Source organism: Micromonospora sp. DT15 (assembly GCF_049841475.1).
Classification (GTDB): domain Bacteria; phylum Actinomycetota; class Actinomycetes; order Mycobacteriales; family Micromonosporaceae; genus Micromonospora.
This window is the reverse complement of record NZ_JBNCKJ010000019.1, coordinates 32657-51249: the sequence shown is the minus strand read 5'-3', so window position 1 is coordinate 51249 and position 18593 is coordinate 32657. Positions and strand designations below refer to the sequence as shown.

Sequence of the window (18593 nt, the reverse complement as noted above, 5' to 3'; positions counted from 1 at the left end):
ATCCCAACGCCACACCTCAGGAGATGACCTTGAGCCTCACCCCGTCAGGTCTCGGGCTGGTACTCGACCCCGCCCCCACGAACAATCTGGCGAGCGCCTGCCGCAGTGCCGCGACCCGGACCGGCGCGGCCCTCGTACGAGGGCTCGATCTCGACGAACCAGCCTTTCAACGCCTGGTGCACGAGCTCGGCGACACCGTCGAGCACAAGTTCGGCGAGGGCCGCGCCGACCTGCTCAAGTTGAACGCCTCAGCAGACGAGGGGAAAGTGGTCACCGGGCGCGGCCCACTCCCGCTGCACACCGACGGCATCCTGGTAGGAGAGCAGACGGATCTGATCGTCCTCTACGCCAGCGAGTTCCGCGACGAGCCGGGATCCGGCGAGACGACGGTCTGTGACCAGTTGGCGGCGTGGGCCGAGATGCCGGACGACCTGCGGCAGACGATCGAGACCGTAGGGCTGGAGTATCTGGTCGAGGACCGGGGTTACTTCCCGACGGTCCCCGACGACTGGTACGAGATCCCCACCGTCCGCGACTACGGTCGGGTTCGGTCGCTGAACCTGACGTTGCCGTTCCCCGTCGGCGCCAACCATGGCTGGCAGGTACGGGTCAAAGGCGGCGACCAGACCACCACCGACACCTTCTTCACCCAGCTCAGTGACTTCCTGCACCGCCCCCGATTCCTTTACCAGCACCGCTGGCAGGTGGGCGACCTTCTCGTGATCGACAACCAGCGCACCCTGCACGGACGCACCGCGATCGGTGCCGACGGGGTGCGGCTGCTTCTGCGCGGACAGGTCACTCTGAACACGGCACGCCGGGATGATCTGCATGCTGCATGAGGCGTTCCAGGAGGTGGTTCGGACCCACCCGGACGGGGTGGCCGTGCAGGCAGTCGACGGCGAGGAGCTCACGTACGCCCAGCTGAGTGACCTCGTCGACCGGGCGTCCGTCGGCCTGCTCGGCGTCGGGGTGCAGCCCGGTCACCACGTCGCCACCCGTCTGCACAACGGCCCCGCGTACGTCGCGACCATTCTCGCCCTGGCTCGGCTCGGCGCGGTGCACCTACCGATCAGTGTGCAGTCGGACCGGGATCGGCTCCGCTGGTCGCTGGCCCAGGTCCCGGTCCGATTCCTGATCCACGAGCAGCATGACGACCTGTTCGAGACCCCGGTCGACACCCTCGCCGTCAACACGCTCCTCGCCGAGCCCGCCCCGCGCGCCGTCGAGGCGCTGCCGGTCGAGTCTCGGGCCGGCGTCTTCCGGTTGCTGGAGACCACCGGATCCACCGGGGTCCCCAAGCTCGTCGCCTGGCGTCAGGAAGATCTACTGGCCGACCGGAGGCACTGGCTGTCCTATCTCAAGGTGACCGCTGAAGACGTCTTCCTGACCATGCATCCGTTGGATGTGGCCCATGGTGTCGATGTGCACATGTTTCCGGCGCTCCTGGCCGGCGCCCGGCTCGTGTTCTCCGACCCTGCCGCGCCGCCGGACCGGCTGCTGCGTGCTCTCGCCGAATCGGGCACGACGATCTTCAGCGCCCTGCCACGCCACTATCAGCTGCTTGCCGACAGCAGCTCCACAGCTCTGCCGTCGCTGCGGCTTCCGCTCTGCGGCGGGGCCTATCTCAGCCCGGAGGTGATCACGCAGGCACGCCGACACCTCGGGATCCGGATCCGTCGCATCTACGGGTCGACCGAGTTCGGCATCGTCCTGGGCAACATGGACGACGTCGCGCAGGAGTCCCGAGGCATGTATCCCCTACCAGGGGTCGAGGTGGCGCTGGAACCGCTCTCGGCGCAGACGCCAGCGCTCGGTGAGATCCTGGCCCGTTCGCCGCACACCAGCATCGGATACGAGGGCAACCCGGTCGAGACGGCACGTGCCTTCCGGGGCGGCTGGTACCGGACCGGCGACGTGGGCGAGCGGACGGAATCCGGCGAGTACCGCGTGCTGGGCCGGGTCGCCGACGTCCTGGCCACCACGTCGGGACGACTGGTCTTCGCACCTCAGCTCGAAGGCGCGTTGGAGGCCGACGCGGCGGTGCGGGAGGCGGCGGTCGTGCCGTCGACGGCGGCGGATGACGGGGCGGCTCCGCTGGTGGTGGTGACGCCGGCAGACGGAGCCCCGGCGCCGGACGTCGCCACCGCGGCGCGCCGCCTCCTGCGCGAGCACGGTGTGGCTGACCGGGTACGGGTGGTCGACGAGCTTCCGCACACCCCGGTCGGAAAGCTCGACAAACCAACAATCCTGCGACGGTGGGGCTGAGCAGTTCCTGGACACTCCACCGCCGACGGGGTCGGGCTCGACTACTGCTGCTTGTCGGGCGTGGCCGGGCGGGCGCGGACGTGCAACCGCTCCCCCTGCGGGCCGAAGAGACTGAGGGCTTCGGCGGTGCCGGGGCCGGGGTTGAAGAACAGGTGCGGGACGCGGGTGTCGAACTCGGCCACCTCCCCCGGGGTCAGCGTCAGATCACGATCACCGAGCAGCAGGCGTAGCCGGCCGGAGAGCACGTAGAGCCACTCGTACCCCTCGTGGGCCTGCGGGATTCGGCCCCCGGCGGACGGGTCGGGCGGGAAGATCTGCTTGAACGCCTGGACGCCGCCCGGCCGGCGGGTCAGCGGCAGGTACGTCACGCCGTGGATGACGATCGGTTTGGGGCGTACCCGGGGGTCGCCGGTGGCGGGGGCGTCGACCAGTTCGTCCAGCGCCACCTGGTAGGCCCTCGCCAGCGGAAGCAGTAACTCCAGGGTGGGGCGGCGGCTCCCGGACTCCAGCCGGGACAGGGTGCTCACCGAGATGCCGGTCAGCTCGGCGAGCTGGGTCAGCGTGATCCCACGTTGGTGACGCAGGGCACGCAGACGGGGGCCGACGGCCGCCAGCGCGGCGTTGTCCTCGTTTGCCATAACGGCAAGGATAGTTGCCACTTTGCCGACGGCGACGGATGGTGGGCGCAGCCGACAGAGCAAGAGGGAGATACCGGTGGACGAGACATACGACGTGGTGGTGGTGGGCGGCGGCGCCGCAGGGCTCAGCGGAGCCCTGGCGCTGAGCCGGGCCCGACGGTCGGTACTGGTGATCGACTCTGGTGAGCCGCGCAACGCGCCGGCCGACCGGGTGCACAACTACCTGGGCCGGGAGGGGACGCCGCCGGGCGAGCTGCTCGCCATCGGACGGGCCGAGGTGTCCGGGTACGGCGGACAGTTCCGCACCGGACGGGTGCAGGCCGCGACCCGGGACGACGACGGGTTCCGGCTCAGCCTGGACGGCGGGGATTCGGTACGGGCCCGCCGGCTGCTGGTGACCACCGGTCTGACCGACGAACTGCCCGACGTGCCCGGCCTCGCCCAGCGGTGGGGTCGCGACGTGCTGCACTGCCCGTACTGCCACGGCTGGGAGGTTCGGGACCGCCGGATCGGCGTCCTGGCGACCAGCCCGCTGAGCGTGCACCAGGCCGAGATGTGGCGACAGTGGAGCCCCAGCGTGCTGCTCTTCCTGCACGACGCGCCGGCGCCGGACGCGGAGACCGCCGAGCGGCTCGCCGCCCGCAGCATCGCGGTGGTGCCCGGCCCGGTCGCCGCCGTGGAGGTGACCGACGACGCGCTGACCGGTGTACGGCTCGCCGACGGCCGGGTGGTGGCGCTCGACGCGATCGTGGTGGCGACGCGGCTGACTCCCCGCTCCGATGTGCTGGTGGGGTTGGGTCTGGCCCCGGAGGAGGTGACGATGGGCGAGCACGTCATCGGCGCCCAGATCCCGACCGATGCCACCGGCGCGACGACTGTCCCGGGCGTCTGGGTGGCGGGCAACGTGGCCGACATCCGCGGTCAGGTGATCACGTCCGCCGGGGCCGGCCTGACCGCGGCGGCGGCGATCAACGCCGATCTCATCGCCGAGGAGACCCGCGACGCGGTGGCCGCGTACCGGCAGTTGGTGGCCACGACGTTCGAGGAACCGGCGTGGGAGGAGCGCTACCAGTCCCGCCCCTCGGTCTGGAGTGGCCGGCCGAACCCGCAACTGGTCGCCGAGGTCACCGACCTGGCCCCGGGGCGCGCCCTGGACGTGGGCAGCGGCGAGGGTGCCGACGCGGTGTGGTTGGCCGGGCGCGGCTGGCAGGTGACGGCGGTGGACATCTCCACCACGGCGTTGAGCCGGGCCGCCGCGCACGCCGAGACCGCGGGCGTGCGCGACCGGATCGAGTTCACCCACGCCGACCTACGGGACAAGCCGCCCACCGAGGAGGCGTACGACCTGGTGTCCGCGCAGTTCATGCACCTGCCGCCGCAAGAGCGGCGGGAGTTGTTCGGCCGGCTGGCCGCCGCGGTGGCACCCGGCGGGGTCCTGCTGATCGTCGGGCACCACCCCTCGGATCTGTGGGGGTCGGCGCACCGGATGCACATGCCGGACATGATGTACACCGCGCAGGACGTGGCCGCCGATCTGGAACCGGCCCACTGGGAGGTACTGGCGGCCGAGGAACGCTCCCGCCTCGCCACCAACCAGAACGGTGAGGACATCACCCATCACGACGCGGTCCTGGTCGCCCGCCGACGCTGACCTCGCGCGCGCGTCGCCGTGCGGTCACCACGTCGACCTGCGTCGATCATGGAGTGATGCGGGATGACAAAGGGTGGTGGAGCACCACCTTTCCGGCAGCATGAGTCCATGGTCGGCGCGGGAACGGAGCAACGCGCGACGGCAACGTGAGAGGTGGTGGGGCAGGACTTCGCATGAGGTCGGGTCAGCGGTAGCGTTGCGCCACACTGACGGCCCGTGGGGCAGGCGATCGCCGACCCTGACGCCCCGATCGTACGGAGGATGGTGCATGTCCATCGGCGCTGAGCCGCACGCAGCACGCGACGATGCGGCCTCCCGGCCGAGCTTCGAGCTCGCCCTTCGCGGATACGACAAACGCCAGGTGGACCGGCACCTGGAGCAGCTCGACGGCCAGATCGCGATGCTGAGCGGAGAGCACGGGCGCTCCGCCGTCCGCGTCCGTGAACTGACCGCCGAGGTGCAGCGACTGCGCGCCGAACTGGCCGAGCTTCAGGAGCAACCTGTGCAGGTGGACCGCGCCTCGTTCCACGATCTGGGCCCGATGGTCGGCGAAATCATGGCGCTCGCCGAGAAGCAGGCCGGCATCATCACCGAGTCGGCCACCGACCGGGCCAACGAGCTGCGCAGCGAGTCCGAGCGGATCCTCGCCGACACCCGTGAGCGGGCCGCGCAGGCACGTCAGGACCTGTCGGAGGAGTTGGCCACGCGGCGGGCCGAGCAGGAGCAGGCGCACGAGGAGCGGCGCGCCCACGCCGAGGCCGAGTTGACAGCGATCCGCGAGCACGCCGAGCAGTTGCGGGCCGACGGTGAGGCCGCGCACGAGCGCGCCCAGCACGAGGCCAAGCGGATCACTGAGCAGAGCGCGCAGCAGCTCAACCAGACCAGGGTCGCCGCCGACGCGCTGATGAAGTCGGCCCGTACCCAGATCCAGCAGGAACTCCAGTCGGCCCGCTCCAAGCATCAGCAGGAGATGGCCCAGTGGCAGGCCAGCGTGGAGCGAGAGGTCAACGAACGGCGTACCGCCGCCGAGCAGGACATCGCCGAACAGCAGGCCGCCGCCGAGCAGGAGCTGGCCGAGCAGCGCAGCGCGACCGAGCAGCAGATAGCCGCGCTGCTCGCCGAGGCGCAGCAGCACGTGACCGAGCTGCGCAACCGCGCCGACGAGCAGGCCGCCAGCCATCAGCAGCAGCTCGCCGCCCTGCAGAAGGAGCTTGAGGAGCGCCGGCAGGAGGCCGCCGACCTGAACGCGGAGCTGGACACCGGCCGTCAGCAGCTTGCCGAGATCCGCCAGGAGGGCGAGACGCTGGAGAACGAGCTGTCCCGGATGCAGCAGCGACTCAGTGAGGTCCGTCGGGACCTGACCGCCGAGAGCGCCCGGTTGGACGAGGCCCGGCGGGCTGGCGACTCCGCCGAGCGGCACGCCAAGGAGGTCCGCGCCCGCGTACAGCGGGAGGCGAAGCGGGTGGCCGACCTCGCCGCCGCCGCGGTCATGGCCGCGGCAGCCGGCGGTACGGAGACCGCTGAGTACCCGATGGTGGGTTCCCGCTCCAGCGCCGACCGACCCGCCCCGGAGCGCGTCGAGCGGCTCACCGTCGACCGCGTCGACCGGTACTCCGCGGAGCGCCCGACAGTGGACGATGCGGACACCGATCGCGCCACTGCCGACCGTGCCCCGCTCAACGCCGCACCTGCCGATCGGGGCTCGGCCGAGAACGGCTACGCCGACCTGAACCCGGTGGACCAGGCCAGTGGCGACCAGGCCCCGGCCGAGCACGCGAACGGCGACCGGGCACCGGTGGAGCAGGCAGACGACGCGCATGCTGGCGCTGCGGCGGTTGCGGAGGAGTCGACGACGTCCGACCGTACGGCGGCCCGGGAGGTCAGCGCCGACGACGCCGACCGGACCTTCCCTCGGCACATCGGCACTGACGCACCGACGCCCGTGCCGTTCCTGGCCTTCGGGCAGCCGGTCAGCGAGAACGGCGCCGCCCGGCACTGACCTCAGCAGCGCTTGTACCCGGGCCCGGAGCGGATCCGCACGGGCCCGGGCCGAGCGTCCGGCCGATCAGCCACTCACGAGGGAGACGGGGCGGACCGAGCGAGGTACCTCCGCAGCTCGGCGACCCCCTCGTCGGTGAGAGTCGGGGGGTACGCCGACGAAGCTCATGGACGATGGCTGACCAGCGGTGATCAAGTGATGAAAAGTAGGTCGTAGGAGGTTCGGAGACCTACTTTTCATCACTTGATCAAGGAACGGGTGATGGCTCGGGCGGATTCTGCGAGGAACCGGGTCGCCTCGCAGGTCGGAGCTGGCAGGCTGGGGCTGGCCGCCGCGCACCAGCGGTGGCCGCCGGCTTGGCCGGTGACCGAGAGGAGCGCCCGGTGACCGACCAACCGGAGGAGTTCGACCTGCTCGTCGTCGGTGGCGGCAAGGCCGGCAAGACGTTGAGCATGGACGTGGCCCGATCCGGTCAGCGGGTCGCCATGGTGGAACGCGGCATGATCGGCGGCAGCTGTATCAACGTCGCGTGCATCCCGACGAAGGCGCTGGTGACCAGCGCGCGGGCCGCCCGCCAGCTGCGGGACGCGTCGGCGCTCGGCCTGACTGTGGAGGGCGGCCGGGTCGACATCGACCTGTTGCGCGAACACAAGCGGGACGTGGTGGAGGGGATGGTCGCCGCCAACCGGCAGCAGTTCCTCGACTCCGGTCTGCACCTGGTGATCGGCGAGGCCCGGTTCGTCGGCCCACGAACCGTACGGGTGGCACTCGCCGACGGCGGCGAGCGACTGCTGCGCGGCAGCGACGTGGTGATCAACACGGGCACCCGCCCCCATCTGCCGTCGGTGCCCGGGATGGCTGAGGCCGGGGTGCTCACCAGCGACGAGTTGCTGCGCCTGGACCGACTGCCGGCCCGGCTGGTGGTGCTCGGCGGCGGCACCGTCGGGGTGGAGTTCGCGCAGATGTTCGCGTTGTTCGGCAGCGCGGTGACAGTGGTCGAGGGTGGTCCACGGCTGCTCACCCGCGAGGACCCCGACGTCAGCGACGCGGTGATGCGCGTCTTCCTCGATGACGGCATCGACGTGCGGGTGGGTGTGGCTGTCGCGCGCGTCGACCGGGAGGCCGACGGCTCGCTCCGGGTAACGCTGGACGACGGCAGCGTGGTGACCGGGGACGACGTGCTGGTGGCGGCCGGGCGGGAACCGGTCACCGACGGGCTCGGCCTGGACGTGGCCGGCGTACGGCTCAGCGAGCGGGGCTTCGTGGACGTCGACGAGCACCTGCGTACCAGCGCCGAGCGCACCTGGGCGGCCGGGGACGTCGCCGGGAGCCCGCAGTTCACCCACGCCTCGTTGGACGACTACCGGATCATCCGGACGAACCTCGCGGGAGGCCGACGCAGCACCGCCGACCGGCTGATCCCGTACACCGTCTTCACCACCCCGGAGCTGGCGCGGGTCGGCCTGACCGAGACCGAGGCGCGCCGCGCCGGGTACGACATCCAGGTCGCCCACCTGCCGGTCGCCGCCATCCCCCGGGCACGCACCCTGCGACAGACCCAGGGCATGTGGAAGGCGGTCATCGACACCAGCAGCGACCGGATCCTCGGTGCGTCGTTACTCGGTGCCGAGGCCGGTGAGGTGATCACCTCGCTGCAGCTGGCCATGCTCGCCGGAATGCCGTGGACCTCCCTGCGGGACGCGGTCATCACCCACCCGACCATGACCGAGGGTCTCAACCTGCTCTTCGCCTCGCTGGTGTCCAGCCCGGTCCGCTGAGCGCCGCGGGGCCCGCCCAGGCGACCGCTACCCGGCGATCTCGTCGCGTACCCGTTGTTGGAAGGCGCGGGCCTGCGCCCCGGTGGGCGGGGGCCCGCCGTGGCGTGCGGCGACCGCCTGACGGATCACCTCGGCCCGGTCGTCGGCGTCGAGCAGCCGCTGGCCGGCGGCCACCTTCGCCAACCAGACGCCGTCGCGGTGGCGCACCAGTGAGCGGCAGGCGCCGAGTACGGCGTCCTCAGTGCCGGGCGCGGGTTGGTCGGCCGGCGGGGTGGGCAGGGCGAGCCACCAGGACAGCGCCTCGATGAGCAGCCGGCGCAGGTCGGCCGGGGCGAGGTCGGCGAAGGCCTCCCCCGCCGGTGGCCCGAGCAGTGGGAGTCCACTCTGGTGCAGGATGCTGCGATCGAGGCCGTACCAGAATCGGCCGTCGGTGACCGGGCGGTCGGCGGGGTCGAGGGTGCGGCGGAACGGCATGGCGGCCCCGGTGTTCAGTTCGACCTCGAAACCGGGGTCGGGGGTGCCTGAGGCGGCCACCGCGCGGTCGTAGACGACCAACTCCAGCCCGCGCGCGGGGCAGGGCAGCGCGTCGTGTCGCAGCCGGGCGACCAACGTCTGCTTGACGGTGCGGGTGAGCGGCCCGGCGCTGAGCAGCGCCACGTCGACGTCGCTGCGGCCGGGCTGGTACGCCCCGAGCCCCACCGAGCCGGCCGCGTACGCGCCGACCAGGTCGGCGCCGAGCACGTCCCGGGCGGTGCTGACGAGGTCGTCGAGGTAGCGCCGAAGATCGGAGTCCACGGGCCATGATGGCGCACGGGTCGGAGCCGGGCGGGATCACCCCGCGTAGAGCAGCAGCAGACCGGCGACGGTGTAGGCGACCATCAGTGCCAGCAGGGGTAGTTGGCCGGCCACCGCCCGGGCCCGGGGGAACAGGTACAGCGCGCGGTCGTGGGCGAGCAGCGTGCCGAGCAGGTGCCCGAGGATGATGACGGTGATCTGGACGCTCGCCACCCCGGAGGGCGTGATCAGCGCGGTCTGCGGCTCCCAGCCGGCGGTGCCGAGCCAGTTGGCGCCGGTGCCCAGGGGGTCGGAGAGCAAGGCGACGGTGCGCTGGCCCTCCAGGATCAGCAGCGAGTAGTAGTGCGCCACCACGTACCCCACGGCGATCGGAACGATGGAGTGGGCGATCTCGCCCGGCACCTGACGGGCGTCGGTCGCTTCGGCGCGACCGATCCGCGCCGCAGCGCCGGTCGCGGCGAGGTACGCCACCGCGACGGCGGCGATGACGAGGCTCAGACCGGCGCTGCCGGTGACCGCCGGGTGCAGGCCGTTCTCCTGGCTGAAGCGCAACCAGCCCGGCGCGTTGGAGAGGCTGTCGTACATGGTCGAGCCGAGCAGCACGATCACCACGGCGACCAGCCCGGGGCGGGGTCGCAGGCCGGCGATCCCGTCGAGCGGGTTACGCCAGACCAGTACGCCGTCGGCGGCCCGGCCGAGCGGGGCGAGGTGACCAATCAGGGTGCTGTACGCCTCGAACGGGTCGGCGTGGTCGAACCAGCCGGCGCCGAACAGCACGGCACCGGCCAGCAGGACCACCGCGTACCCGGTCAGCCAGGCGGTGATGACCGGCAGGGTGGCCCGGTCGGGGGCGACCAGTTCCAGCCAGACGAAGCCGAACAGGGTGGCGGCTGCCGGCCACCACCCGACGCTGTCGGGCAGCTCACGGAGCCCACGGTTGGGGTCGCGCCGCGTTGCCAGCGCCGCGAGCAGGTACACGGTGCGCAGCGGGTTGACCGCCCGCCAGATCGGGCCGAGCAGCAGCGACAGCGGGGCCAGCCCGACCCAGAGCAGCACGTAGAGCGCGCCGGCGGTCGGGTTGTCAGCGGTGTCGGGCCCGCCCAGCAGACCGAGGCAGAACCAGGCGGCGGCGAGCAGGCCGAGCCCGCGCAGCGCCCACCGGAACCCGGGCGCGTCGACGAGTCGGGCGAGCCGGTGCGGCACCGGGCGACCGCCGGTGGCGTCCCGGTCGAGCCGGGGTTCGCGCCAGAGCAGGCCCAGCGCCACGAAGGTGACGACGAGGGTCAGCGCGGCGGCGACGACGAGCTGCGGCAGGGTGATCGGTAGGTCCTGACGGCCACCGACGCCGTGTGCCAGCAGCGTGGGAGCGGCCGTCATGTCGTTCAGCGGACGACGAGCTGGAAGAGCACCAGCTCGGACTCGTGCGTCTCCACCTCGAACAGCCCGGTCTTGTCGGCGCGGAACTCCACCGAGCCGGGCGTGCCGGCCGGCAGCCGGGCGCCCAGGTCGTAGCCGTGCACGTGCAGCTCGTCGGCCACGTCGGAGGTGACGGTGATCCGGACCGACTGCCCCTTACTGACGGTGACCCGTCCGGTCGGCGGGTCGACCCGCTTCTTCGCGATCGTGACGGTGATCTGTTGGTCCACAGCGGCGGTGCTGGCGGCGGCGCTGGGCGTGCTGGCCGCCGTCGGGGTCGGCCCGGTGGAGGTGACGCTCGACGGGGCCACGGACGTGGGTGCCGCCGAGGGGGCGGCCACGGAGGGGTCGTCGTCCTGCCCGCAACCGGCGAGGAGCAGGGCGCCGAGGATGACGGCGGCGAGAGCGGCGGCGGTCCGGGCAGCGGGGGTACGGACGAACACGGGCGGACTCCGAACGACGCGAGGGGGACGGGTGTCGGGTTGATCGTCGGGGAGGAGAACTCTACGTCTTGTTCGGTGCCGGGGAAATGACCATGATTAACGAATGCGATCGAAGCTGGTCACTGTGCGTAAGGCCCTCAGCCGTGTCGTGGCGGCGCTGGCGGCGACCCTGGTGGTGTCGCTGCTGCTGCCGGTCGCCCCGGCGTCCGCGCACGGTCAGCTGGCGACCTCCACGCCTCTGAAGGGCACCGTCGTCCGCGAGCCGCTGGCCCGGTTGGCGTTGTACTTCACCGAGAAGCCGGCGTCCAACGCGCACTTCGCGATCAGCGGTCCGAACGGGTCGCGAGTGGACAACGGGTGGTCCTACGGTGAGCCGAAGCGACTGGACAAGCCGGTCACCGAGTACTTCATGGTCAATGGCGTGTTCGAGCCACGGCTCTACCACACCGGCTTCCCGGCCATGGTCACCGTCGCGCACTGGCCGGCGAAGGGCCGCTACACCGCGAGCTACCTCTCGGTCGCCTCGGACGGTGAGGCGGTGCGGGGCGAGGTGACCTTCGACTACCAGGGCCCGGGCACTGCGGCCCCGGCCGGCTGGTCGGCGCCCACGGCGGGGCCGGATCCGGCGCTGCTCGCCCAGGCCGAGGGCGAGGGCGCGGCCACCTCGGGGGGCACCGGCAGCCCGGTCGCTCCTACCGGCGCTGCGACGGGCGACCCGGTCGGCGCCGCGAAGGAGCAGGGGGACGGCGGGTTCCCGGCCTGGTTGGTCCCGGCCCTGATCGTCGTGGTGGTCTCCGCGATCGTGCTGGTGGCGGCCCGCCGTCGACCCGCCGTGCCGGGAACCACCACACGAAGCGGCCGGCCGGCCGCCTCGGCAGGCAAGGCCGCCACCCCGGCCCGCAAGCCCGGCGAGCGATCCGGCGGCCCGTCCCGGCGCGGACGGCGGTAGGCCAGCCAGCGGCCCGGTCCGGCACGTGGCAGTGGGCGTCAGGGCCCGTCGGCGGCACCGCTGACTGCCCAGCGGCAGGGCCGATCGGCCAGACATTCTTCGCGTAACATCGCGAACTTTCGCATGGACATCGGTAACTTTTGATGCATCGGAGCGAAGCCATGGACAGTTCAATCGAAACGCCTTAATGTTCCGAGCCATCCACCCGGTGTTTCCGCAACGTCACTCGTCGGCGTCGAGGACGTTACGGAGCCGGGCCGACGGTCATCCTCACCGCTGATCCACGCCGGCCGTCGGACACTCCACTGCCTCCTGGAGGAACGATGGGCACACGCCTGCTACGCCGACTCCACCATCCCGTCCTGGGTGCGCTGGCACTCGTCCTCGCCGCCGGTCTCTGGGCCGCCCCCGCCAACGCCGCCCCCGCACAGGAACCGGGCGTCACGCTGCGCGTCTTCGACGTGCAGGTGCCACTGTCCGAGTTGTGCACCCTCAAGCCCGCCCAGACCCCGAACGTGGACAAGCTGATGTCCACCATCAACTGGACCTCGGCGGCCGACTTCGGCTTCGAGGACAACTTCGTCTCGCAGGTGCTCGGCAACATCACCACCACCCAGGCCGGCAGCTACACCTTCCGGCTCAGCAGCGACGACGGCTCCAAGCTGTCGATCGACAACGCCGTAGTGATCAACCACGACGGCCTGCACGGCGCGACCCCGCCCAAGGAGGGCACCGTCACCCTCACCGCCGGCCTGCACGCTCTGCGGATCGACCACTTCGAGCGTGGCGGCGGGCAGCAGATCACCCTGGAGTGGAAGACGCCCGGTTCGTCGGCCTTCGTTGTCGTACCGAACTCGGCGCTGAGCACCGACGCCGGCGTGGTCCGGGTGACCGCACCCGGACGCAAGGAGTGCGAGGGCGTCTCCGACACCCCCGGTGACGGCCTGCCGCTGACCGGCGTGCACCCCGGCTACACCCTGACCAACCTGCGGCCCAGCGGCTTCCAGCCGAAGGTCACCGGCATGGACTGGCTGGCCGACGGCCGACTGGTCATCAGCACCTGGGGCGGCAGCGACCAGTCCGGCACCTCCCAGGACGGCGAGGTCTGGATCCTCGGCAACACCGGCGGATCGACGAGTCCGGGCAACGTGACCACCAAGAAGATCGCCGGCGGCCTCAAGGAACCGATGGGGCTCAAGGTCGTCGACGGGGTGGTCTACGTGACCGAGAAACAGCGGTTGACCCGGCTGGTGAACACCGGCGGTGACGAGGCGGCCGAGCGCCTGGAGACCGTCGCCACCTGGCCGTACGGCGGCAATTTCCACGAGTTCGCGTTCGGCCTGCTCTACCAGGACGGGTTCTTCTATCTGAACCTGTCGGTGTCGATCAACTCCGGCGGTGCCACCACCAACCCGCAACCCGCCACCAACCGCGGCACCACTCTCAAGGTCAACAAGGACACCGGCGCGGTCAGCTACGTCGCCGGCGGTCTGCGGACGCCACACGGGATCGGCTGGGGCCCGGAGGGCGGCATCTTCGTCACCGACAACCAGGGTGGCTGGCTGCCCTCGTCGAAGCTGGTGCACATCAAGCAGGGCCGGTTCTTCAACCACTTCACGAACCCGGCGGGTCCGTTCGACACCGCACCGGTCACGCAACCGGTGCTCTGGATGCCGCAGAACGAGATCGCCAACTCGCCCAGCACACCGCTCTACCTGACCAGCGGTCGCTACGCCGGCCAGTTCGTCATCGGTGACGTGACCTACGGCGGCCTGCAACGGGCGAACGTGGAGAAGGTCAACGGCGAGTACCAGGGCGCGTTGTTCCGGCTCACCCAGGGCCTGGAGGCGGGCGTCTCCGAGGTCAACGTCGGCCCGGACGGCGCGATCTACGTCGGCGGGCTCGGCGCGGGCGGCAACTGGGGCCAGACCGGCAAGCTCTCGTACGGCCTGCAGAAGCTCACTCCGAACACCGCCACCACGTTCGAGATGCTCGCGATGCGCGCCACCACGACCGGTTTCGAGGTGGAGTACACCGAGCCGGTGTCGACGGCGACCGCCGCCGAGCTGGCCGCGCGCTACAAGCTCAAGCAGTGGCGGTACGTGGCGACGTCGAGCTACGGCGGTCCGAAGATCGACGAGGAGACCCTGACCGTCACCTCGGCCACCCTCTCGGCGGACGGCAAGAAGGTCAGTCTCACGGTGCCCGGTCGCAAGGCCGGCCGGGTGGTGCACCTGCGCTCCCCGCGCCCGTTCACCTCGACCAGCGGTCAGTCACTGTGGAGCACCGAGGCGTGGTACACGCTCAACTCCATTCCGGGCAGTCCCCCGCCGCCGACCGGCGGCACCATCACCGGCGTCGGCGGCAAGTGCCTGGACGTCGACAACGCGGGCACCGCCGACGGTACGAAGATCCAGCTCTGGACCTGCAACGGCACCACAGCGCAGTCGTGGACGAAGGTCGGCGACACGTACCGGGTGCTGGGCAAGTGCCTGGACGTGGACAACGGCGGCACCGCCAACGGCACGAAGGTTCAGCTCTGGACCTGCAACGGCACCGCCGCGCAGGTCTGGCAGCCACAGGCCGACGGGTCGATCCGCAACCCGCAGTCGGGCAAGGTCCTGGAGGCCGCCGGCGGCAGCAGCGCCGACCGCACCCAGATCCAGCTCGGCACGTACGCGGGCGGCGCACACCAGAAGTGGGTGGTCAGTAGCGGGGTAACCGGCTGACCTCGGACGAAGGGGCGCGGTCTGACCGGCGGGTCAGGCCGCGCCCCGCCCGTCCACGGCGCGAAGATCTCCGCTCAGCGGAACAGCACCGGCCGGTTCCCCCGGGCACCGACGAGGTGGCCCCTGATGTTGATGTCCTCGACCGAGTCGGTCTCCCACACGCCCCGGGTGGTCAGGTCCGTCATCAACCCGTTGCGCCAGAGGAACGGGTGCCACGCAGCGGTGGTGGTGCTCTGGCCCACCACCTCACCCCGGTCGTTGATCGCGGTGGCGCGGCTCCAGTCGCCACCGAGCGTGCCGAGGTCGGTCAGTGTCCCGTTCTGCCAGCGGAACGCCCGGCCGTTCGCCGCGCCCACCACCTGGCCCCGGTTGTTGACCCCGAGGGCCTCGCTGCCGATCTGCGTGAACACCCCGTCGCGCAGCCGGCCACCCACGCAGGTGCACGGGTAGTCCTGCGGCGGCACGTTGAACCCGCCCACCACGTCGCCCGCGTTGTTGAAGTCGGCGGTGAACTCGTAGAAGTACTCCCGACCCAGGTCGGTGAAGACCCCGTCGCGCCACAGGAAGCGGTGCGGCATGTCTCCGGCCGGTTCGCTGGTGCCGAGCACCTGCCGCCGGTCGTTGACGCCGATTGCCACACTGTTCTCCCCGCCCAGGGTGCCCAGATCGTGGAGCTGACCGTCGCGCCAGAGCACAGCGCGGGTCAGGTAGTCCGAGCCGAACGAGGTGATCGCCACGTCACCGAACTCGTTGACGTCCACGGCGCTGGAATCCGTGTCACCCGGTAGCACGCCCAGGTCGGTGATGACACCGTGGCGCCACAGCACGGCGTGCCGGGCGCCGCTGGCGACCGTGCTCCAGCCGACGATGTCGCCGCGATCGTTCATCGCCGTCGCAGCGCCGTCGCCCCCGCTCAGGGTGCCGAGGTCGACGATCCGATAGCTGTGCGGGGGTGACGGCGCTGCGACGGCGGGAGCGGGAGCGAGGGTGATCATCGCGACGGCGGTCGTCGCTGCGGTCAGCAGGGGACGCGGGGACACCATGGACGCCAAGGGGGACGCTCCTCGGATCGGAGCGGCGACGACCCGGCGGACGGGCGCGGGGCAACCGCCACTGCGCGTTCGATCGGTAACGCACAGTAGATCCGGTGTCGTGGCGGCACGCCAGGGACCGAACGGTCACCGACGCACGAGGTGCGCGTCGGTCAGGGGCCGTGCGGCAGCGGCTGCGCCAGTGCCCGCAGGTCCGCCGGGAGTTGGGCCAGGGCGTCCTCGAACTCCCGGTGCCCGACCACCCGGTGCATCGTCTGGAGCACCGCCCGGGTGCCCCGCTCGGCGGCCGGACGGTCGATCCCGGCGCGGTCGGCGACCCGGCTCAGGAACTCGTCGTAGCCGAACGTTTCCGGCGGCTCGGCGGCCTTGACCAGCAGTGGGCTCAGCTCATCGGCCAGGTGGGGGGCCAACGCGCCCGCCTCCCCGCCGCTGAGCCGCTCGGTGAGGGTCCGCAGGACCGCCTCGGTGAGCGGGCGTGCCTGCTCCGGCGGGAGACCCGCCCGTGCCGCAACCTTGTCGACGAACGCCAGCTCGGCCATGCCCCCGCCCTTCGCTTTCGGAAACGCGTGGCTACCCGGGCCGACCGGCAGCAAACCCGGCAGCCACAGCGGGGATGGTTCTGCTGGTTGCTCCGCGCGGTGCCGTCGGCTTCTCGTACGGTGAGGTCGGACCGGGAACCCGACGGCTGCCCGACGGCGGCCCGTGCCGCAGGAGGAGCAGATGGCCCTCGACCTGCCCGACGTGATCGACCGGTACTTCCGGGCCGTCAACGACCGGGATCTGGACGCCTTCGTCGCCTGCTTCGCGGACACCGCGAGCGTCGCCGACGAAGACCGCCTGTACGACGGACGGGCCTCGATCCGCGCCTGGCGGCAGAAGACGATGGACGCCTACGCGTACACCGCGGAGCCGGTCCGGGTCACGTCGCAGGCGGGCGACTCGTACCTGGCTGTCACCCGGGTGTCCGGTGACTTCCCCGGCAGCCCGATCGAGCTGCGGTACCGGTTCACGCTGCGCGACGGGCTGATCGGCGCCCTGGACATCCGTCCCTGACGGCGAGTGGGCCCACTGACACGAGAGGAATGCCGTGCCGCGAGTCTGGCTCATCACCGGCTGTTCGGCGCGATGGCGGGAGTTGAGCGAATCGATAGCCTTCGACGCGGCACCCTGACCCGACTGCCCTACCGGACCGGCGAGGCCGGTCAGGCCGGCCCGTAGGTGATCAACCGCCGAACGGACGAGACAGTCAAGAGGGCGGTGGGTGACATGATGTGGCGGCAACAGCTACGAGAAGGGTTCCGCTGCCCGATGGCGCACTTTGAGGCTCGCACGCCCACGACACCCGCGCGGAACGCGGTGCCGCTGGTCGGGCAGCCGCATCGGGCGGGCTGATGCCGGGCGAGCGACCGGAGACTGTGTCCGAGCAGAATGTCCCCACCCACGCCGCGGACACCATGGCGTATCAGGTCGCGACGGACATTCGGGCGCTGCGCGCGTTCGTCAGCGCCGGGGCGCTGGCCCGTGGCCTGTCGGACGAGGGGGCGGAGCTGTTGACGCTGGCCGTCAGCGAGTTGGCCACCAACACGTTGCAGCACACCACCGGCGGTGGCTGGGTGCGACTCTGGGCCGAGCCGGGTCAGCTGATCTGCGACGTCGTCGACCACGGGCCGACGCGGGCGTTCGGCCGAAGCATGCCGGCCACCGACTCGGTACGGGGTCGCGGGCTGGCGATCGTGGAGCAGATCTGTGACGAGGTCGCAGTGCTCACCAGTCCCGGGGAGACCGTCGTACGGATTCGCCTGAGTCTGTGAACCTCGGCGGCGATCCCCACCCGCCCGAGCCAGGTTGACTGCCACAATGCGGACAGCTCGGGCCGACGGTGGCACCGGGTCGGACCCGAACGGGAGGACGCCCCGATGCCGGACAGCGCACGCGAGGCCGAGCTGCTCGACGCCGAGCGCACCCTGCAGGCCGCCCAACGGGCCGGTGACGTCGCCGCCCTCGATCAGCTGCTGGTCGACCAGCTGATCGCCATCGGCCCGGACGGGCGTACCCACAGCAAGCAGGATGACCTGGCCGCTCACCGGGACCGACGCTCGGTCGTCGAGGAGTTGGTGGAGGAGGAGCTGGACCTGCTCGTGGTCGGAGCGACGGGGGTGACGTTCTTCCTGGGCCGCGTGTCCGGCGTCCTCGAGGGAACGCCGTTCGCCGCGCGGCTGCGCTACACCCGCACGTGGGTCCACGACGACCCGCACGGCTGGCGGGTCCTGGCCGCACACATCAGCCCGGTCTGACTCAGGCTGGCGTCCTCAGTTCACTGTGGCGTCGATCGCGCCGAGGCGCAGGGTGCCGTCGTTGAGGGGCGTGCAGCGGATGCCGCCGGTGGTGCGCAGCGCCTTCCACGCCCCCGGTCCGACCGTGACGTCCATCCAGGCACACGGTCGGGCCGCCCGATTGACCCGCAGGCTGACCGGGCCGTCGCCGGAGTCCAGCACCAGCACTCTGCCGATCAGCTCGTCCACGGCGATGCCGGTGGTGAGGATGTTTCGCCGCACCTCGGTCAGGCCGATGCCGACCGGCAGCGACTCCCGGGCGATGACAGTGACGCTGGCGTCGCGGTGTGCCTGCTGACCGAAGTACCTGTCGCCGACGATGCCGAGGCCGGCCCGGATCCGGACGGCGTCGACCAGCTCGCCGGGTGGGGCCGGGGCCGGGCCGTCGGCGGGCCGGCCCAGGAAGCGGTGCACGGGCGAGGCCAGCAACTCGACGATCTCCGGCATGGCAGGAATTCTACGAACCGGACAGGGCCGCCGGGGCAGGTCGACGGATGCGCGGTGCCGCCCCTCTTGCCAGGCGACCTCCACTGTTCTATAAC

Annotated in this window: 17 protein-coding genes; 10 read left to right on the top strand and 7 right to left on the bottom strand. The window is 71.4% G+C overall.

Annotation, left to right across the window (positions count from 1 at the left end; genetic code table 11):
* The first annotated feature begins 23 nt into the window (after window positions 1–23).
* The gene (locus ACLQ3F_RS30850; RefSeq protein WP_357258400.1) at window positions 24–842 is read left to right on the top strand and encodes a TauD/TfdA family dioxygenase; all 819 of its coding nucleotides are present in this window, start codon (window positions 24–26) and stop codon (window positions 840–842) included.
* The gene (locus ACLQ3F_RS30845; RefSeq protein WP_425853158.1) at window positions 832–2268 is read left to right on the top strand and encodes a class I adenylate-forming enzyme family protein; all 1437 of its coding nucleotides are present in this window, start codon (window positions 832–834) and stop codon (window positions 2266–2268) included. Before ACLQ3F_RS30850 ends, ACLQ3F_RS30845 begins: the two co-directional genes overlap by 11 nt.
* A 41-nt stretch (window positions 2269–2309) precedes the next feature.
* Here the strand turns inward: ACLQ3F_RS30845 and ACLQ3F_RS30840 are convergent, their stop codons facing one another.
* Entirely contained in the window at window positions 2310–2906 is a 597-nt protein-coding gene (locus tag ACLQ3F_RS30840) for a helix-turn-helix domain-containing protein (RefSeq protein WP_425853157.1), read from the bottom strand.
* Between the two features lie 76 nt (window positions 2907–2982).
* On the opposite strand from ACLQ3F_RS30840, the gene ACLQ3F_RS30835 reads away from it, so the two are divergent.
* The 3 genes from ACLQ3F_RS30835 (at window position 2983) to ACLQ3F_RS30825 (ending at window position 8334) form a co-directional block, all read left to right on the top strand.
* The gene (locus tag ACLQ3F_RS30835; protein ID WP_425853155.1) at window positions 2983–4557 is read left to right on the top strand and encodes an FAD-dependent oxidoreductase; all 1575 of its coding nucleotides are present in this window, start codon (window positions 2983–2985) and stop codon (window positions 4555–4557) included.
* A gap of 268 nt (window positions 4558–4825) precedes the next feature.
* Window positions 4826–6556, top strand: a complete 1731-nt coding sequence (locus ACLQ3F_RS30830; RefSeq protein ID WP_425853153.1) for a hypothetical protein — start codon at window positions 4826–4828, stop codon at window positions 6554–6556.
* 383 nt (window positions 6557–6939) lie between these two features.
* The gene (locus ACLQ3F_RS30825) at window positions 6940–8334 is read left to right on the top strand and encodes a dihydrolipoyl dehydrogenase family protein (protein ID WP_425853151.1); all 1395 of its coding nucleotides are present in this window, start codon (window positions 6940–6942) and stop codon (window positions 8332–8334) included.
* A 27-nt stretch (window positions 8335–8361) separates the two neighbouring features.
* On the opposite strand, the gene ACLQ3F_RS30820 is transcribed toward ACLQ3F_RS30825, so the two are convergent.
* Genes ACLQ3F_RS30820 through ACLQ3F_RS30810 form a run of 3 tightly spaced genes read right to left on the bottom strand, consistent with a single transcriptional unit; the run spans window position 8362 to window position 10988 of the window.
* Window positions 8362–9129: a nucleotidyltransferase domain-containing protein gene (locus ACLQ3F_RS30820; protein ID WP_425853149.1), complete on the bottom strand. Its 768-nt coding sequence runs from the start codon at window positions 9127–9129 to the stop codon at window positions 8362–8364.
* Window positions 9130–9165: 36 nt separating this feature from the next.
* Window positions 9166–10506 carry a hypothetical protein gene (locus tag ACLQ3F_RS30815; protein WP_425853147.1) on the bottom strand — a complete coding sequence of 447 codons (1341 nt, stop codon included), beginning with the start codon at window positions 10504–10506 and terminating at the stop codon, window positions 9166–9168.
* A gap of 5 nt (window positions 10507–10511) precedes the next feature.
* Window positions 10512–10988 (bottom strand): hypothetical protein, encoded by a 477-nt coding sequence (locus tag ACLQ3F_RS30810; protein WP_425853145.1) that lies wholly within the window; start codon window positions 10986–10988, stop codon window positions 10512–10514.
* Window positions 10989–11091: 103 nt separating this feature from the next.
* Here ACLQ3F_RS30810 and ACLQ3F_RS30805 point away from each other — a divergent pair, with 103 nt between their 5' ends.
* Together ACLQ3F_RS30805 and ACLQ3F_RS30800 are read left to right on the top strand one after the other, a co-directional pair.
* Window positions 11092–11937 carry a copper resistance protein CopC gene (locus tag ACLQ3F_RS30805; protein WP_425853143.1) on the top strand — a complete coding sequence of 282 codons (846 nt, stop codon included), beginning with the start codon at window positions 11092–11094 and terminating at the stop codon, window positions 11935–11937.
* A gap of 323 nt (window positions 11938–12260) precedes the next feature.
* A complete protein-coding gene (locus ACLQ3F_RS30800; protein WP_425853141.1) occupies window positions 12261–14666 on the top strand; it encodes a ricin-type beta-trefoil lectin domain protein in 2406 nt (801 codons plus the stop codon).
* A gap of 74 nt (window positions 14667–14740) precedes the next feature.
* Here the strand turns inward: ACLQ3F_RS30800 and ACLQ3F_RS30795 are convergent, their stop codons facing one another.
* Together ACLQ3F_RS30795 and ACLQ3F_RS30790 are read right to left on the bottom strand one after the other, a co-directional pair.
* The gene (locus ACLQ3F_RS30795; RefSeq protein WP_425853177.1) at window positions 14741–15709 is read right to left on the bottom strand and encodes a hypothetical protein; all 969 of its coding nucleotides are present in this window, start codon (window positions 15707–15709) and stop codon (window positions 14741–14743) included.
* 161 nt (window positions 15710–15870) lie between these two features.
* Window positions 15871–16257: a DUF2267 domain-containing protein gene (locus ACLQ3F_RS30790; RefSeq protein WP_088989254.1), complete on the bottom strand. Its 387-nt coding sequence runs from the start codon at window positions 16255–16257 to the stop codon at window positions 15871–15873.
* Between the two features lie 181 nt (window positions 16258–16438).
* Here ACLQ3F_RS30790 and ACLQ3F_RS30785 point away from each other — a divergent pair, with 181 nt between their 5' ends.
* From ACLQ3F_RS30785 to ACLQ3F_RS30775, 3 genes are all read left to right on the top strand, one after another.
* Complete coding sequence (locus ACLQ3F_RS30785; protein ID WP_357196243.1) at window positions 16439–16771, top strand: nuclear transport factor 2 family protein; 333 nt, start codon at window positions 16439–16441, stop codon at window positions 16769–16771.
* Window positions 16772–17133: 362 nt separating this feature from the next.
* Entirely contained in the window at window positions 17134–17529 is a 396-nt protein-coding gene (locus ACLQ3F_RS30780) for an ATP-binding protein (protein ID WP_425853138.1), read from the top strand.
* Between the two features lie 105 nt (window positions 17530–17634).
* The gene (locus ACLQ3F_RS30775; protein WP_357196248.1) at window positions 17635–18012 is read left to right on the top strand and encodes a nuclear transport factor 2 family protein; all 378 of its coding nucleotides are present in this window, start codon (window positions 17635–17637) and stop codon (window positions 18010–18012) included.
* Window positions 18013–18027: 15 nt separating this feature from the next.
* On the opposite strand, the gene ACLQ3F_RS30770 is transcribed toward ACLQ3F_RS30775, so the two are convergent.
* Window positions 18028–18498 carry a molybdenum cofactor biosysynthesis protein gene (locus ACLQ3F_RS30770; protein WP_355006695.1) on the bottom strand — a complete coding sequence of 157 codons (471 nt, stop codon included), beginning with the start codon at window positions 18496–18498 and terminating at the stop codon, window positions 18028–18030.
* Window positions 18499–18593 lie beyond the last annotated feature (95 nt).

What these genes read in the sequence shown, in the direction of transcription:
- ACLQ3F_RS30850 (WP_357258400.1), top strand. Translation starts at nt 24, where the DNA reads ATGACCTTGAGCCTCACCCCGTCAGGTCTCGGGCTGGTACTCGACCCC.
- ACLQ3F_RS30845 (WP_425853158.1), top strand. Translation starts at nt 832, where the DNA reads ATGCTGCATGAGGCGTTCCAGGAGGTGGTTCGGACCCACCCGGACGGG.
- ACLQ3F_RS30840 (WP_425853157.1), bottom strand. Translation starts at nt 2,906, where the DNA reads ATGGCAAACGAGGACAACGCCGCGCTGGCGGCCGTCGGCCCCCGTCTG.
- ACLQ3F_RS30830 (WP_425853153.1), top strand. Translation starts at nt 4,826, where the DNA reads ATGTCCATCGGCGCTGAGCCGCACGCAGCACGCGACGATGCGGCCTCC.
- ACLQ3F_RS30815 (WP_425853147.1), bottom strand. Translation starts at nt 10,506, where the DNA reads ATGACGGCCGCTCCCACGCTGCTGGCACACGGCGTCGGTGGCCGTCAG.
- ACLQ3F_RS30805 (WP_425853143.1), top strand. Translation starts at nt 11,092, where the DNA reads ATGCGATCGAAGCTGGTCACTGTGCGTAAGGCCCTCAGCCGTGTCGTG.
- ACLQ3F_RS30800 (WP_425853141.1), top strand. Translation starts at nt 12,261, where the DNA reads ATGGGCACACGCCTGCTACGCCGACTCCACCATCCCGTCCTGGGTGCG.
- ACLQ3F_RS30795 (WP_425853177.1), bottom strand. Translation starts at nt 15,709, where the DNA reads ATGGTGTCCCCGCGTCCCCTGCTGACCGCAGCGACGACCGCCGTCGCG.
- ACLQ3F_RS30790 (WP_088989254.1), bottom strand. Translation starts at nt 16,257, where the DNA reads ATGGCCGAGCTGGCGTTCGTCGACAAGGTTGCGGCACGGGCGGGTCTC.
- ACLQ3F_RS30785 (WP_357196243.1), top strand. Translation starts at nt 16,439, where the DNA reads ATGGCCCTCGACCTGCCCGACGTGATCGACCGGTACTTCCGGGCCGTC.
- ACLQ3F_RS30775 (WP_357196248.1), top strand. Translation starts at nt 17,635, where the DNA reads ATGCCGGACAGCGCACGCGAGGCCGAGCTGCTCGACGCCGAGCGCACC.
- ACLQ3F_RS30770 (WP_355006695.1), bottom strand. Translation starts at nt 18,498, where the DNA reads ATGCCGGAGATCGTCGAGTTGCTGGCCTCGCCCGTGCACCGCTTCCTG.